This window comes from Rhodococcus sp. ACPA1 (genome assembly GCF_002300195.1).
GTDB lineage: Bacteria > Actinomycetota > Actinomycetes > Mycobacteriales > Mycobacteriaceae > Rhodococcus_F > Rhodococcus_F opacus.
In genome coordinates, this window is record NZ_NSDX01000011.1 from 225009 (window position 1) to 240080 (window position 15072).

A 15072-nucleotide genomic window follows, 5' to 3' on the forward strand; every position below is an offset into this window, starting at 1 on the left:
TCTCCGTGACTGTGGCCCCAGAAGGACGCAAATTGCTCCGCCTCGAGATCCGAAATGCGGAGACTCCGATCGAACGCAAACCGAACTGGATCAAGACGAGAGCGAAGCTGGGCCCGGAATACTCCGAGCTCAAAAGCCTCGTCAAACGCGAGGGTTTGCACACCGTCTGCGAAGAAGCCGGCTGCCCCAACATCTACGAATGCTGGGAAGACCGCGAAGCGACCTTCCTCATCGGCGGGCAGCAATGCACCCGCCGCTGCGACTTCTGCCAGATCGACACCGGCAAACCCGACGACCTCGACCGCGACGAACCCCGCCGCGTCGCCGAATCCGTCCAGGCGATGGGACTGCGCTACTCCACCATCACCGGCGTCGCCCGCGACGACCTCCCCGACGGCGGCGCCTGGCTCTACGCCGAAACCGTCCGCCTGATCCACCAGCTCAACCCCGGAACCGGCGTCGAACTGCTCATCCCCGACTTCAACGCCAAGCCCGACCAGCTCGCCGAGGTGTTCTCCACCCGCCCCGAGGTGCTCGCCCACAACGTCGAAACCGTCCCCCGCATCTTCAAGCGGATCCGGCCCGCGTTCCGCTACCAGCGCAGCCTCGACGTGATCACCGCCGCCCGCGAAGACAACCTCGTCACCAAGTCCAACCTCATCCTCGGGATGGGCGAAACCCCCGACGAGGTCACCCAGGCGCTGCACGACCTGCACGACGCCGGCTGCGACATCATCACCATCACCCAGTACCTGCGCCCCTCCCCCCGCCACCACCCCGTCGAACGGTGGGTCAAGCCCGAGGAGTTCGTCGAGCACTCCAAGACCGCCGAGGAAATCGGCTTCGCCGGCGTCATGGCCGGACCCCTCGTCCGCTCCTCCTACCGCGCCGGCCGCCTCTACGCACAGGCGATGGCCCACCACGGCCGCGAATTGCCTGCAGGACAGGCACATCTCACCGAAAGCGGCGATGCGTCGCAGGAGGCAAGTTCCCTCATGGCGCGGCTCGCCCGCTGACCTCCACGCGTGCGCGGTGGTCGACACCGGACGGGTCATCACCGCGCACGGCCAGGGACGTATCCTGAAGAGCATGGCGAACGGCAGTAAATCCGGTAAAGCGGGCAAACCCAGTAAAGAAGCAAAGGCAGCCGCCAAGGCAGCCCGCAGGCAGGCGTCGAAGGAACGCAGAACTCAGCTCTGGCAGGCGTTCCAGATGCAGCGCAAGGAAGACAAGCTGCTGTTGCCGCTCATGCTCGGCACGCTCATCGGACTCGCGGTGGTGTTCTTCCTCGTCGGTCTGATCTGGGGCCTCCAGTGGTTCCTCCTCCCGATCGGTCTCCTCCTCGGCGTGCTCGGGGCCTTCATCATCTTCGGCCGGCGCGTCCAGAAGACGGTGTACGGCAAGGCCGAGGGCCAGGCAGGCGCGGCCGCCTGGGCGCTCGACAACATGCAGGGCTCCTGGCGCGTGACCAGCGCGGTCGCGGGCACCACGCAGCTGGACGCCGTTCACCGCGTGATCGGACGACCCGGCGTCATCCTCGTCGCCGAGGGATCGCCGCAACGCGTGAAGTCGCTCCTGGCCCAGGAGAAGAAGAAGACGGCGCGCCTCGTCGGCGACACCCCGATCTACGACATCGTCATCGGCAACGACGAGGGCCAGGTCCCGCTGTCGCAGCTGCAGAAGCACCTGAACAAGCTCCCGAAGAACATCGACACCAAGCGGATGGACGCCATCGAGTCGCGGCTCGCCGCGCTCAGCAGCCGCGGTGGCGGCGCCGCACTGCCCAAGGGTCCGATGCCCGGCGGCGCGAAGATGCGCGGCGTGCAGCGCACCATCCGTCGTCGCTAGAAGCCTGTCGCCCCACTACTCCGCCCGATGTCGATCCGACATCGGGCGGAAGACGTTCTGCGGGGTCAGCGTGTGCGAATCAGCGCGGTGCCGGTGGCCCGGTCCTGCATGCCGCGACCGTCGATGTCCGTGATGGTCCCGGGCACGACGAACACGAGCAGCGTCTGACGCACCAGGGCCCGGACGAAGCCGACCCGGGCGGGTCCGTCCACCCGCGCCACCTGCATGCCGAGGAACAGCTGCCCCGGAGTGAAGGAGAACAGCGACACCGTGGCGACACCGACGACGAACCAGACGAGCAGAGTGAAGGTCGAGAACGGACCCTCGAAGAAGTTGTCACCGATGATCAGTGCCGCGACGCCGGCCGACGACACCCAGTCGATCATCAGAGCAGCGAGACGGCGTCCCGTGCTCGCGAGTGAACCGGGACCTTCCGCCTGCAGGCCGAGGCGCTCGCCCCGGAAGGACTGCTTCGTCTCGTCCGCGCCGTTCGGCAGTGCAGCCGAAGGTCCGGAAAGCCAGGAACCGGTGATACGTGCCATGCTGTCCAGGATAGGCGTCGCCTCTCCGAGGACCTCACACCGGAGCTTTGGGCTGTGTGCGCAGTCACAGCCGGTGCAAAAGCCCAGGAAGATTCGACGCGTAACACGGGCGAAACAAAAGGTTGACCAGCGGGCAACACCAAGTCCTTACCGTCTGGCTCGACGAATTCGCCAATATCCACTTGGCTGAAGCGACTTAAGGAGCACAAGCGTGGCGTTCACCACGGCCGAAGAGGTCATCAAGTTCATCAAGGACGAGAACGTCGAATATGTCGACATCCGGTTCAGCGACCTGCCGGGCGTGCAGCAGCACTTCTCGATCCCGGCGTCCGCGTTCAACCAGGACGTCTTCGAGGACGGCCTCGCGTTCGACGGTTCGTCCGTCCGCGGCTTCCAGTCGATCCACGAGTCGGACATGATGCTCCTTCCCGACGTCGCCACCGCCCAGATCGACCCCTTCCGCGCGGCCAAGACGCTGAACATCAACTTCTTCGTGCACGACCCCTTCACGCGTGAGTCCTACAGCCGCGACCCGCGTAACGTCGCGCGCAAGGCCGAGGAGTACCTGAAGTCGACCGGCATCGCCGACACCGCCTTCTTCGGCGCCGAGGCCGAGTTCTACATCTTCGACTCGGTCCGCTACGACTCCGGCATCAACGGCGCGTTCTACGAGCTCGACTCCATCTCGGGTTCCTGGAACACCGGCAACGACGTGAACGCCGACGGCAGCCCCAACCTGGGCTACAAGGTCCGCCCCAAGGGTGGATACTTCCCCGTCGCTCCGTACGACCACTACGTCGACCTGCGCGACGAGATCTCCACCAACCTGCAGAACGCGGGCTTCGAGCTCGAGCGCGGCCACCACGAGGTGGGCACCGGCGGCCAGCAGGAGATCAACTACAAGTTCAACACGCTGCTCGCGGCCGCAGACGACCTGCAGCTGTTCAAGTACATCGTGAAGAACACCGCCTGGCAGCACGGCAAGTCGGCCACCTTCATGCCGAAGCCGCTGTTCGGCGACAACGGCTCGGGCATGCACGTCCACCAGTCGCTGTGGAAGGACGGCAAGCCGCTGTTCCACGACGAGGCCGGCTACGCGGGTCTGTCCGACATGGCGCGTCACTACATCGGCGGCATCCTGCACCACGCACCGTCGCTGCTGGCGTTCACCAACCCGACGATCAACTCGTACCACCGTCTGGTGCCGGGCTACGAAGCCCCCATCAACCTCGTGTACAGCCAGCGCAACCGCTCGGCGGCCGTGCGTATCCCGATCACCGGCAACAACCCGAAGGCCAAGCGCCTCGAGTTCCGCGCCCCCGACTCCTCGGGTAACCCCTACCTGAACTTCGCGGCGCAGATGATGGCCGGCCTGGACGGCATCAAGAACAAGATCGAGCCGCAGGCTCCCGTCGACAAGGACCTCTACGAGCTCCCGCCGGAGGAGGCCCGCAACATCCCGCAGGCTCCCACCAGCCTGTCGGCCGTCATCGATCGCCTCGAGGCAGATCACGACTACCTCACCGAGGGTGGCGTGTTCACGTCCGACCTGATCGAGACGTGGATCTCGCTCAAGCGTGAGCAGGAAATCGCTCCGGTCAACCTGCGTCCGCACCCCTACGAGTTCCAGCTGTACTACGACGTGTAAGTCGTCCGCAGCCGCTGACCTGCGTCGGGGCGTTCGGTAGAGCGCCCCGGTACGCAGTAGCTTCGGTCGAGCCCACCCGCGCCGCGATCACTACACCGATCGCGGCGCGGGTGGGCTCTTCTGCGTCCGGCCACAGATGGCCGCCGCGGTCGGTCGGGTCGAACCTTCTACTTGTCGCTCTGTCGGCGCACCATCTCGGTGATCCAGACGGGCGCGAACGGAGACGTGCAGCCCGGGGACGTCGGGTAGTCCTTCAGCACCTCCAGGCGCTCACCGATGTCGAGTGCGCGAGCGCGGTGCTCCGCGTGCTCGATCCCGATCTGAGCCAGGCAGTGGTTCATCGCCCACTGCAGTCGATCCGGGGCATCTTTCATCTCCGCCTCGATGACATCGAGCAGTCCCGCGAGGTCGAGGCACTCGGGCTTCTTCGCGACGCGTTCGGTGGTCAGTGCCCAGCCGGCGCTCGCGACCGCCGGATCCGGGTCGGCGGACCACGCCAGGCGCAGCTCCTCGGAGTGCGGGTTCTTCTTCACCACGTAGTTCACGAGCCAGTCGTGCACCTTGGGTGCGCGCGCCTCGCGCACCATGAGGTCCAACTCGTCACGCTCGAACGCCCTCGGGCGGCAGATCAGGATCGCCAGCAGTCGCGCCGCGGTGTCACCCGTCTCCCAGAGCCGGCACGCCAGTTCCTGCTGCGTCTTCAGCCTCTTCGCGAGCGCACGCAGCTTGCCGAGGTTCACACCGTGATCGTCGCCGTGCTTCTCGTTCACCTCGCGTGCCCTCGGGTCCTCGAGCTCGGCCAGCTCGGCCATCACCTCGGCCACCGTCGTCTCGGTCAGCGCCGTCTCGGCCACCTGAGCCTCCTGTCCATTCATGGGAGATTCAGCCTACGACGGACGCCGGCCCCCGTCGTTTCGTCTGTCACTCCCCCAACCGCACGGTCCGGAACCCGCCCGAGCGCCGCGGGCTGCGTCGTATGATCCAGGGAACCGACCGCACGGACCGTTGCGGAGCGTGCGGTCGACGCCTTTCGGGATACTTGCTCCGTTCTCCAGCCCCCTCGGGTCGAGAAGCAGGTGGTGCGGGATGTCAGTGCCCACGACGCCGTCCGGCGTGCCGGTTCCGCGCCGTGTCGTCGTCATTCTGCTGCTGGTGATTCCGCTCAGCCAGATCCCGCTCGACATCTACACCCCGGCGCTGCCGCAGATGGTGCTCGATCTGGACGCGTCCGCGGCCGTGGTGCAGAACACGGTGACGGCCTACATGCTGGGCATGAGTCTGGCGTTCATTCCGGTCGGCCTGATCGCGGATGCGGTGGGCCGCAAACGAACTCTGCTGACCTGCCTGGCGATCCTCGTCGTCACCAGCGTGGGATGCGCACTCGTGCAGAACATCACACTCCTGCTCGGTCTGAGATTCGTGCAGGGTATCGGTGGGTGCGCGTGCCTCGTCCTCGCCTACGCGATCGCCGCCGACTGCTACCGCGGCGCCCGGCTCACGTCCGTGTCCGGTCTCCTCGGGGCCGCGTGGGGGCTGGCACCCGTTCTCGCACCCGCTGTGGGTGGGGTACTGGTGCAGTTCATCTCGTGGCGTCTGGTGTTCGGGCTGATCGCGCTTCTGGCGGCCCTCGCGGTTCCCCTCGTCGTCGCGGGACTACCGGAGACGCTTCCGCCGGAACTGCGGGCACCGGTCGACGTCGGCGCCGCGGCGCGGGTGCTGGGTGCGGCTCTGCGCCACCGCATCTTCGTAGGGTTCGTGCTCGTGTTCGGACTGATGGCGTCGGCTCAGATGGTGTTCGGTGTCGTCGCACCCTTCCTCTACCAGCAGATTCTGGGCTTCTCCCCGGCCGCCTACGGTGCGGTGGCGCTCGTCGTGGGCGGCGCCAACCTCCTCGGCGAACTCGCCTGCAGCGCGCTCGCTGTCCGGGTCGGCACACGCCGGCTCGCGTTCAGCGCATGGTGGGTGTTCGTGTCGGGCGCGCTCGTTCTCACCGTCACGGCCGGGCTGTCCGTCGTGACCGCACCGGCCATCACGATCGGCGCCTGCCTCGCGCTCGCCGGATGCGGAGTGCTGTGCCCGCAGATGTACGGGCTGGCCCTCGGACTGTTCACCCGCAATCTCGGACTGATCGGCGGTGTCGTCACGGCGGCCTGCTATCTCGTCGTCAGTGCGGCGATGGCCGTCGCCGGAGTGCTGCCGGAGAACAGCCAGGCACCGCTGGGCTGGCTGTACCTGACCCTGGGCGCGGGTGCCGGGATCCTGCTGCTCCTCACCACGTCCACCCGGCGGTCCCAGGGTTCCCCCTCCGCCGCGCCCGCACCACGACCAGAACGGAGGTGACCTCACGTGCCGCATTCACACCCGCGCAGCCCTGCCGCGTCCCCGGTGTCGGTGATCTTCCAACGCCGGGTCGACGACGCGAGTTACGCCGACTACGCACGGTGGCAGAAGCGAGCGGCGGAGGCCCTCGCGACGGTTCCGGGTTTCATCGATCAGGACATCGTGCCGCCGTCGCCGCCTGTGCAGGACGACTGGGTGGACGTGCTGCGGTTCGCCACCATCGAGGACGCCCGAGCGTGGCTCGACAGCGACCTCCGGACGGAACTCGTGGCGGAGATCAAGCACGCCTTCATCGGCAACGAGGACGTCCACCTGCTCACCGGCGAGCAGACCCGGGAGCAGTCGGCGACGTCGGTGGTCATCTCCTGTCACGTGGACCCCGAGGACGAGTCGGCGTTCATGGACTGGCAGCGGAAGATCTCCGCCGCGGAGGCGGGGTTCCGGGGTTTCCGGGGGCACAAGGTCGAGAGGCCGGTGCAGGGGATCACCGAGGACTGGACGATCGTGCTGAGCTTCGACACCGAGGACAACCTGGCGTCGTGGATGGATTCACCCGAGCGGGCAGCCCTCCTGAAGGAGGGCGAGAGGTTCAACAAGAATCTCCGAATCCGCAAAGCGAGCTACGGTTTCGACTTCTGGTTCCGTGGCGCGGGCGGTGACGAGCCGCCCCCGGTGCCCGTCGCCCGGAGCAATCTCCTGGCTCTGCTGGTGCTGTATCCGCTGGTGGTGATCTGGGGCCATTTCGTCAGTGCACCGTTCATCGAGGCGCACGGTGTTCCGATCGCCGTCGCCCTGTTTCTCGCGAACCTGGTCACCACCCAGATCCTCGGCTGGTGGGCGGTACCGGCGGCGTTCAAGGTGTTCGGGTGGTGGATGGACCCGGCGATCTCCCCCCGCCGGCGGAACCTCGGTTACGCCGTGATGATCGCGCTGTTCGGGATTTCGATCGCCGTGTGCACCCTTCTGTTCATGATCCCGACCACGTAACAGACTTTCCGATTCACCTGCGCGATGTTCGGGTACGTAGCACTGTGAAGGACCGAGGTCTGTTTCACATCGGGAGAAAGGTGTTCACGGTTGGACATGCAGCAACTGTGGGACTTCGTCTCCGCCCGCAAGCAGCAACTGGTCACCGACTCGTTCCTGCACGTCAGCGCAGTCGTGCAGTCGGTGGTGATCGCCACGATCGTCGCGGTGGCGATCGGTATCCTCGTGTACCGCAGTCCGGCGGGCTCCTCGATCGCCACCGCACTCGCGAGCACGATCCTCACCATCCCGTCGTTCGCTCTGCTCGGCCTGCTGATCCCGATCCTCGGCCTCGGTGTCGCCCCTACCGTCACCGCTCTCGTGCTGTACGCACTACTGCCGATCATCCGGAACACCATCCTCGGACTCGCCTCCGTCGACCCCGCGGTCACCGACGCCGCCCGGGGCGTGGGGATGAGCCGCACGACGGTGCTGAGCAGGATCGAACTCCCGCTCGCCTGGCCGTCGATTCTGACGGGCATGCGGGTGAGCACGCAGATGCTGATGGGCATCCTCGCGATCGCCGCCTACGCGAAGGGTCCCGGGCTCGGCAACCTCATCTTCTCGGGACTGTCCCGCGTCGGCAGCCCGACCGCGATACCGCAGGCCCTCACGGGGACCGTTCTCATCGTGATCCTCGCCCTCGTACTCGACGGCGTCCTCGCCGTCATCGGCCGACTCACCACCTCCAGGGGGATCCGTGCCTGACCTCGATACACCGCACACCAACGGAAGCACCGTCTCGGGCGTGGACATCGTCCTCGAAGACGTCGTCAAGAGTTACCCGGGCCAGGAGAAGGCGGCCGTCGACAACGTGTCGATGCGCATCCCCGCCGGGGAGATCGTGGTTCTCGTCGGCCCGTCCGGCTGCGGCAAGACCACCACCATGCGCATGATCAACCGGCTCATCGAACCGACGTCGGGGAAGATCACGATCGGCGGGAAGGACGCCCTGTCCATCGACCCGGACAAGTTGCGGCGCGGCATCGGCTACTCGATCCAGCAGGCCGGACTGTTCCCGCATCTCACGATCGCCAAGAACGTCGGCACGGTCCCCGGTCTGATCGGCTGGGACAAGAAGAAGATCGCCGACCGCACCGACGAGATGCTCGACCTCGTCGGACTCGAACCCGACCTCTACCGCGAGCGCTACCCCCGGCAGTTGTCGGGCGGTCAGCAGCAGCGGGTCGGGGTGGCGCGGGCGCTGGCCGCCGATCCCCCGGTCCTGCTCATGGACGAGCCGTTCGGCGCGGTCGACCCGATCACGCGCGGACTGCTGCAGGACGAGTTGATGCGACTGCAGTCCGATCTCGGCAAGACGATCGTCTTCGTGACGCACGATTTCAACGAGGCGGTCAAGCTGGGCGATCGGATCGCGGTCCTGGGCAACCAGTCGCACATCATGCAGTACGACACTCCGGATGCGATCCTCGCCCATCCCGCCAACGACATGGTGGCCGGGTTCATCGGCGCGGACGCGGCGCTGAAGCAGCTGACGCTCACCCGGGTAGCGGAGGTCGAACTCCTCGACTGCCCCACCGCGTACGAGGACGGCTCGGTGGACGATCTGCGGGCGGCGATCGCACCCCGCAAGATCAAGTGGGGCGTCCTCCTGGACGCGCGGGACCGACCGACCCACTGGGTGTCGTTGCGGCAACTGGCCAACGCCACCTCGCTGCGCGACATCGGCGACCCGATCGAAGAGGTGGTGTCCACCCAGTCGACGCTGCAGGACGCCCTCGAAGCGCTCCTGGCGGAGAGCAGTGCGTCGACGATCGTCACCGGCCGGCGGGGCGAGTACCGCGGCCTGATCACCATCGACACACTGGTGACGCACCTGTCCGCGATGCGTGAGGAACACGCGCACGACGACGAGGACAGCGAGCCGAAGCAGAACGGGGCGAGCGAGGGCGGGACACCGTCATGACGGCGGCCGTCGCCACGAAGCCCACCGCACCTGCCGCCCGGCGGTCGGAGCGGGCCCGCTTGCTGGTCCAGCCGATCATCGTCGTGATCCTGGTGGCGGGTGTGCTCGCCTGGGCCTTCAACCGCGAACTCACCGCCACGCAGAAGGGCAGTCTCAACGCCGCCAACATCGCGACCCTGACGTGGCAGCACGTACTGATCACGGTCGCGGTGGTCGCGATCGTCGTCGTCATCGCGGTTCCGCTGGGGATCCTCCTGACGCGGCCCGGGTTCACCAAGCTGGCACCGATCTTCCTCGGAATCGCCAACATCGGACAGGCCGCGCCGGCCATCGGACTGCTGGTGCTGCTCTTCCTCGCGACGGGGACCACCGGATTCTGGATCGGGGTGCTCCCCATCGCGTTCTACTCTCTCCTGCCCGTTCTCCGGAACACGATCCTGGGTCTGCAGGAGGTCGATCCCGCCGTCATCGACGCCGGGCGCGGACAGGGCATGACCGCCGGTCTCGTCCTGCGGAAGGTCGAGTTCCCGCTCGCCGTCCCGTACATCCTCGCGGGACTGCGCACGTCGCTCGTGCTCGCCGTGGGCACCGCGACACTCAGTTTCCTCGTCAGCGCCGGCGGTCTGGGAATCCTCATCGACACCGGATACAAGTTGCGCGACAACGTGACCCTGGTGGTGGGAGCCGTGCTCGCGGTCGCGCTCGCGCTGCTCGTCGACTGGTGCGGCGCCCTGGCCGAGGAGTTCCTCGGCCCGAAGGGGCTGCGCTGATGAACCACCTCCGGAAGGCGATCGCCGCGACGGCGGTGACACTGTGCGGTGTCCTCGCAGTGTCCTGCGGCCTCGAATCCGGTGGCGCCCTGCCGCTGTCGGTGGAACCGGGCAGCATCCAGCCCGTCCCCGAACTCGAGGACGTCAAGATCACCGTCGGTTCCAAGGACTTCACCGAGCAGGTCACCCTCGGGTACATCATCGAGTTCGCGCTCAGCGCCGCCGGCGCGGAGGTGCGCGACCTCACCAACATCCAGGGGTCCAACAGCACGCGGGACGCCCAGCTGGACGGGCAGATCGACGTCACCTACGAGTACACCGGGACCGGGTGGATCAACTACCTCGGCAACGAGATTCCGATTCCCGACCCGACCGCGCAGTTCGAGGCGGTCCGCGACGAGGACCTCGATAGCAACGGCATGGTGTGGGTGGATCCGGCCCCGATGAACAACACGTACGCACTCGCGATGAGCAGGCAGACCGCCGAGGAAACCAGGATCACCACCCTGTCGGAGTACGCGGATCTGGTCAACCGCGACCCCGCCGCGGCGACGACCTGCGTCGAAACCGAATTCAACGTCCGGCAGGACGGGTTCCCGGGTATGGCCGCCAAGTACGGCTTCGACCCCGCCCGCGCGAACCGCCAGATCCTGCAGACCGGCATCATCTATCAGGCCACCGCGGACGGGACGCAGTGCAAGTTCGGCGAGGTGTTCACGACGGACGGCCGCATCATCGCGCTCGATCTGGTGCTGCTGGAGGACGATCGCCAGTTCTTCCCGAAGTACAACCCGGCGATCACCATGCGCAAGGATTTCGCCGAGGCACATCCGCAGGTGGCGGACGTGATGGCCCCGATCTCCGCGGCGCTGACCAACGAGGAGATCACCGAACTGAACCGGCGGGTCGACGTCGAGGGCGAGGAACCGGCGGACGTGGCCCGGGACTGGCTGGTGGAGAAGGGATTCGTCACGCTCCCGTGACGCTCAGCTGCCGAGGGCGATCTTCGCGATCAGGCCTCGATGATCCGAACCCGTCAGGGCAACCGATTCCACGGACTCCGCCTGCGCTCCGCTCGTGACGATGTGGTCGATCGCGATCATCGGCGGGAACGGCTGCCGGTCGGCGGGATACGTGTTCTGGATTCCGGCACCCACCTGGTCCGCGGCGTCGCGGTAGCGTCCGGTCACGAGGTTGCGGTACTTCACGTGGTCGCGGGTGGAGTTGAAGTCGCCGCTGACGATCACCGGTCCCGAGTCGGCGGGGACGGCGTCGAGAATGACTGTGATGCGGTCCATCTCGCGCGACCACAGCGACGGATCCGACGGCCACGGCGGAACCGGGTGGAACGCGTACAGAGCCGTGCTCGCACCGTCCGGGAGTTCCACCCGGGCCGACAGCGCGGACAGGACGAATTCCGAGTGGTGGACCTTGTCGGTCAGCGGGTACCGGCTCCAGATCCCGGTTCCCTCGCCGCCACTGCCGGGCATGAGGAACGAGAACGGCAGCGTCGATTCGATTCCCGCGGCCACCAACCGGTCGACGGCCTCCGGTGTGAGTTCGTTGGTGGTGAGCACGTCCACGTCGCGGTCCCGGATCTGCCGGACGAGGGAGTCGGCGTCCGCGTTGCCGAGCCAGATGTTGGCCTGCATCACCGTCAGTTCCGGCCCGGACGCCGTCACCGAACTGTTCGCCACGTACAGCGGGCCCTGCGACAGTGTGGCCACCGCGGCCACGGCCAGCGCGACCCCGAAACCGATCCAGTGCCGGGTGATTCCCAGCAGCAGCACCCCGACCGCGGCGGCCGCCATCAGGTACGGCGCCGCGGACGCCAGCACGAGCAGACGCTGGTTCTGGACGTCGAGGAACCTCAGCACGACGCCGAACACGCCGACGAGCACCGCGAGCCACCCGAGCGCCATCAGCGCCCGCACCCCCCAGGTGGCGATCACTCCCCGAAGACTCTCTCCACCACAGCCTTGGCCCGCCGGGTCACCCGCAGGTAGTTGTCGAGGAACTCGCCCGCATCGCCGCCACCCCAGCCGGCGATCTGCGCGACCGCGGACAGCACCCGGCCCGAACCGGGCAGCTGGTCGGTGGCCTTGCCGCGAACGAGCACGAGGCAGTTGCGCGCCTTCGTCGCCGTGATCCACGCGTCACGCAGCAGATCGACGTCGGACTCGCTGAGCAACTCGGCCGCGCCGATCGCGTCGAGTGTCTCGAGTGTCGACGTGTTGTGCAGCGACTCGATCTCGTGGGCGTGCCGGAGCTGGATCAGCTGCACGGTCCATTCGATGTCGGCTAGACCGCCGCGCCCGAGCTTGGTGTGCGTCGCGGGGTCGGCGCCGCGCGGCAGTCGCTCGGAGTCGACGCGCGCCTTGATGCGCCGGATCTCGCGGACCGCCTGCTCCGACACCCCGCCCTCCGGGTAGCGGGTCTTGTCGATCATGTGCAGGAAGCGCAGCCCCAGATCGGCGTCGCCCGCGACGTGATGCGCGCGCAGCAGTGCCTGGATCTCCCAGGCCTGCGCCCACTGCGCGTAGTAGGCCTCGTAGGACGCCAGCGTGCGCACCATCGGGCCGCTGCGACCCTCCGGGCGCAGGCCGGTGTCGACCTCCAGCGGCGGATCGGTGCTGGGCGCGCCGAGCAGAGCCCGCACCTTGTCGCCGATGCTGTTGGCCCACTTGACGGCGACCGTCTCGTCGATCCCCTCGCGCGGCTCGCACACGAACAGCACGTCCGCGTCGGAACCGTAGCCGAGCTCACCGCCACCGAGCCGGCCCATGCCGATCACCGTGAAGGTCGCGGGAGCGGGGGTGCCGAGTTCCTTCTCGCTCGCCTTGGTCACGGCCGCCAGGGCGGCATTGAGCACGGCCGCCCACACGGACGACAGCGCCTTGCACACGCCCGGCACGTCGAGCATGCCGAGGATGTCCGCGGAGGCGATACGGGCCAGCTCGTAGCGGCGCAGGGAGCGCGCCGCCGCGATCGCGCGGGCCGGGTCGTCGTGGCGTGCCGAGGCCGTCAGGATGCCGCGTGCGACGTCCTCCGGCTTCGACTCCAGCAGTCGCGGTCCGGCCGGTGAATCCGCGAACAGGCGCACCACGTCCGGCGCCTTGATCAGCAGGTCGGGAACGTAGGCCGAGGATCCGAGTACCGTCATCAGCCGCTCGGCGACCGAGGCCTCGTCACGCAGCAGGCGGAGGAACCAGGTCTGATCGGTCATCGCGTCCGACAGGCGCCGGTACGCGAGCAGACCCGCATCGGGATCCGGTGTGTCGGCGAGCGATTCGAGCAGCGTCGGCAGCAGCAGCGCCTGGATGCGGCCCTTGCGGGACGCGCCGCTGGTGAGTGCGGTGAGGTGCCCGAGCGCGTTCTCCGGGGCGGTGTAGCCCAGCGCCGCCAGCTGGCGGATGGCCGCGTCCGGGCTCAGCCGCAGCGCCTCCTTGTCGATGCGCGCCACCGATTCGAGCAGCGGCCGGTAGAACAGCTTGGCGTGCAGCCGTCGCACGCGGTGCGAGTTGCGCTTGATCTCCGCGTTGAGAACGCCGAGTGCGTCCTTGCTGCCGTCGGGCCGCATGTGCGCCGCGCGAGCCAGCCAGCGCAGCGCTTCCTCGTCGTCGGCGGGCGGGAGGGTGTGTGTGCGCCGCAGCTTCTGCAACTGCAGCCGGTGCTCGAGCAACCGCAGGAATTCGTAGGACGCAGCGAGATTCGCGGCGTCGTCGCGGCCCACGTAGCCGCGGGCGGCGAGGGCGGTCAGCGCGTCGATGGTGCTCTGGACGTGCAGCGCCTCGTCCGCGCGGCCGTGCACGAGTTGCAGGAGCTGGACGGCGAACTCGACGTCGCGCAGACTGCCGCGGCCCAGTTTCAGTTCGCGTTCGCGGAGTTCCGGCGGAACCATCTCCTCCACCCGGCGGCGCATCGCCTGCACCTCGGGAACGAAGTCCTCGCGCTCCGACGCGGTCCACACCATCGGGCTGAGGGCGTCGACGTACTGCTGTCCGAGCGCGACGTCGCCGATCATCGGGCGGGCCTTGAGCAGCGCCTGGAATTCCCAGGTCTTGGCCCAGCGCTTGTAGTACGCGACATGCGATTCGAGGGTGCGGACGAGTTCCCCGCGCTTGCCCTCCGGCCGCAGCGCGGCGTCCACGTCGAAGAAGGCCGAGGACCCGATGCGCATCATCTCGCCCGCGATCCGGCTGGCGATCGCGTCGGCGGGTTCGGCGACGAAGACCACGTCCACGTCGCTGACGTAATTGAGTTCGCGGGCGCCGCACTTGCCCATGGCGATGACGGCCAGCCGCACGGGGCACGGCGCGTCCGGGCACACGGCTGCGACGGCCACCGCGAGGGCGGCGTTCAGCGCGGCGTCCGCCAGATCGGACAGCTGATGTCCGACAGTCTGGTACGGAAGTACCGGTTCGTTCTCGACAGTCGCCGCGAGGTCGACGGCAGCGAGCAGCATCAGCTCGTCGCGGTACGCCTTGCGCAGCGCCGCGATGGCATCGGGTCCGGTCACCTTCGCCCGGTACAGTTTTGCGTCCGGGTGGGCGCCGTCCTCGGGTTCGGCCCCGACGGCGGCCATCATCGTGGCGGTCGCCTCGTCCTTCGACGGGAGGCGGACGTCGCCGGCCAGGATCTTCCAGGACGCAGGATCCGCGGCCAGGTGGTCGCCGAACGCGCTGGACGCGCCGAACAGCCCGAACAGTCGGCCACGGAGGCCCTTGTCGGTGCGGAGCGCCGCATCGAGTTCGGCCCAGCCCTCACCGAGCCCGTCCTTCAGGCGCACCAGGGTGCGGAGGGCGAGGTCGGCGTTCGCGGCCCGCGACAACGACCAGAGCAGTTCGATGCTGTCTTCACCGACCCAGCCCAGATCGCGGAGTTCGGACGGAGCGGTCGGCTCGACGAGACCCAGACGACCCGGACCGGGAACGGCAGAACGCGCTGCCGGAGGCTTCACCATGCTCTTGC

13 protein-coding genes are annotated in these 15072 nt (G+C 67.7%); 9 read left to right on the plus strand and 4 right to left on the minus strand.

From position 1 onward, the window contains the following. The first annotated feature begins 5 nt into the window (after nucleotides 1–5). Entirely contained in the window at nucleotides 6–1016 is a 1011-nt protein-coding gene (lipA, locus tag CJ177_RS37405; RefSeq protein ID WP_095870148.1) for a lipoyl synthase, read from the plus strand. A gap of 73 nt (nucleotides 1017–1089) precedes the next feature. Next, nucleotides 1090–1848: a DUF4191 domain-containing protein gene (locus tag CJ177_RS37410; RefSeq protein WP_005247752.1), complete on the plus strand. Its 759-nt coding sequence runs from the start codon at nucleotides 1090–1092 to the stop codon at nucleotides 1846–1848. Between the two features lie 65 nt (nucleotides 1849–1913). Here CJ177_RS37410 and CJ177_RS37415 read toward each other — a convergent pair whose 3' ends face one another. After that, the gene (locus CJ177_RS37415) at nucleotides 1914–2390 is read right to left on the minus strand and encodes an RDD family protein (RefSeq protein WP_061044179.1); all 477 of its coding nucleotides are present in this window, start codon (nucleotides 2388–2390) and stop codon (nucleotides 1914–1916) included. Nucleotides 2391–2601: 211 nt separating this feature from the next. On the opposite strand from CJ177_RS37415, the gene glnA reads away from it, so the two are divergent. Further along, nucleotides 2602–4038: a type I glutamate--ammonia ligase gene (glnA, locus tag CJ177_RS37420; protein ID WP_005247755.1), complete on the plus strand. Its 1437-nt coding sequence runs from the start codon at nucleotides 2602–2604 to the stop codon at nucleotides 4036–4038. Between the two features lie 167 nt (nucleotides 4039–4205). Here the strand turns inward: glnA and CJ177_RS37425 are convergent, their stop codons facing one another. After that, nucleotides 4206–4892, minus strand: coding sequence for a DNA alkylation repair protein (locus CJ177_RS37425; RefSeq protein ID WP_005247757.1), 687 nt, complete (start codon nucleotides 4890–4892; stop codon nucleotides 4206–4208). A 232-nt stretch (nucleotides 4893–5124) separates the two neighbouring features. Here CJ177_RS37425 and CJ177_RS37430 point away from each other — a divergent pair, with 232 nt between their 5' ends. The 6 genes from CJ177_RS37430 (at nucleotide 5125) to CJ177_RS37455 (ending at nucleotide 11084) form a co-directional block, all read left to right on the plus strand. Continuing rightward, nucleotides 5125–6378: a multidrug effflux MFS transporter gene (locus CJ177_RS37430; RefSeq protein WP_095870149.1), complete on the plus strand. Its 1254-nt coding sequence runs from the start codon at nucleotides 5125–5127 to the stop codon at nucleotides 6376–6378. Nucleotides 6379–6384: 6 nt separating this feature from the next. Then, nucleotides 6385–7365 carry an antibiotic biosynthesis monooxygenase gene (locus CJ177_RS37435; RefSeq protein ID WP_095870150.1) on the plus strand — a complete coding sequence of 327 codons (981 nt, stop codon included), beginning with the start codon at nucleotides 6385–6387 and terminating at the stop codon, nucleotides 7363–7365. 96 nt (nucleotides 7366–7461) lie between these two features. Beyond that, complete coding sequence (locus CJ177_RS37440; RefSeq protein ID WP_095870231.1) at nucleotides 7462–8112, plus strand: ABC transporter permease; 651 nt, start codon at nucleotides 7462–7464, stop codon at nucleotides 8110–8112. Next, nucleotides 8105–9331 carry an ABC transporter ATP-binding protein gene (locus CJ177_RS37445; RefSeq protein ID WP_095870151.1) on the plus strand — a complete coding sequence of 409 codons (1227 nt, stop codon included), beginning with the start codon at nucleotides 8105–8107 and terminating at the stop codon, nucleotides 9329–9331. The genes CJ177_RS37440 and CJ177_RS37445 overlap by 8 nt, the downstream gene beginning before the upstream one ends. Continuing rightward, nucleotides 9328–10101 (plus strand): ABC transporter permease, encoded by a 774-nt coding sequence (locus CJ177_RS37450; RefSeq protein WP_005247766.1) that lies wholly within the window; start codon nucleotides 9328–9330, stop codon nucleotides 10099–10101. Before CJ177_RS37445 ends, CJ177_RS37450 begins: the two co-directional genes overlap by 4 nt. Beyond that, nucleotides 10101–11084 carry a glycine betaine ABC transporter substrate-binding protein gene (locus tag CJ177_RS37455; RefSeq protein ID WP_095870152.1) on the plus strand — a complete coding sequence of 328 codons (984 nt, stop codon included), beginning with the start codon at nucleotides 10101–10103 and terminating at the stop codon, nucleotides 11082–11084. The genes CJ177_RS37450 and CJ177_RS37455 overlap by 1 nt, the downstream gene beginning before the upstream one ends. A 3-nt stretch (nucleotides 11085–11087) precedes the next feature. Here the strand turns inward: CJ177_RS37455 and CJ177_RS37460 are convergent, their stop codons facing one another. Continuing rightward, nucleotides 11088–12053 carry an endonuclease/exonuclease/phosphatase family protein gene (locus CJ177_RS37460; protein ID WP_005247770.1) on the minus strand — a complete coding sequence of 322 codons (966 nt, stop codon included), beginning with the start codon at nucleotides 12051–12053 and terminating at the stop codon, nucleotides 11088–11090. After that, entirely contained in the window at nucleotides 12050–15064 is a 3015-nt protein-coding gene (locus CJ177_RS37465) for a bifunctional [glutamine synthetase] adenylyltransferase/[glutamine synthetase]-adenylyl-L-tyrosine phosphorylase (protein ID WP_005247772.1), read from the minus strand. The genes CJ177_RS37460 and CJ177_RS37465 overlap by 4 nt, the downstream gene beginning before the upstream one ends. Nucleotides 15065–15072 lie beyond the last annotated feature (8 nt).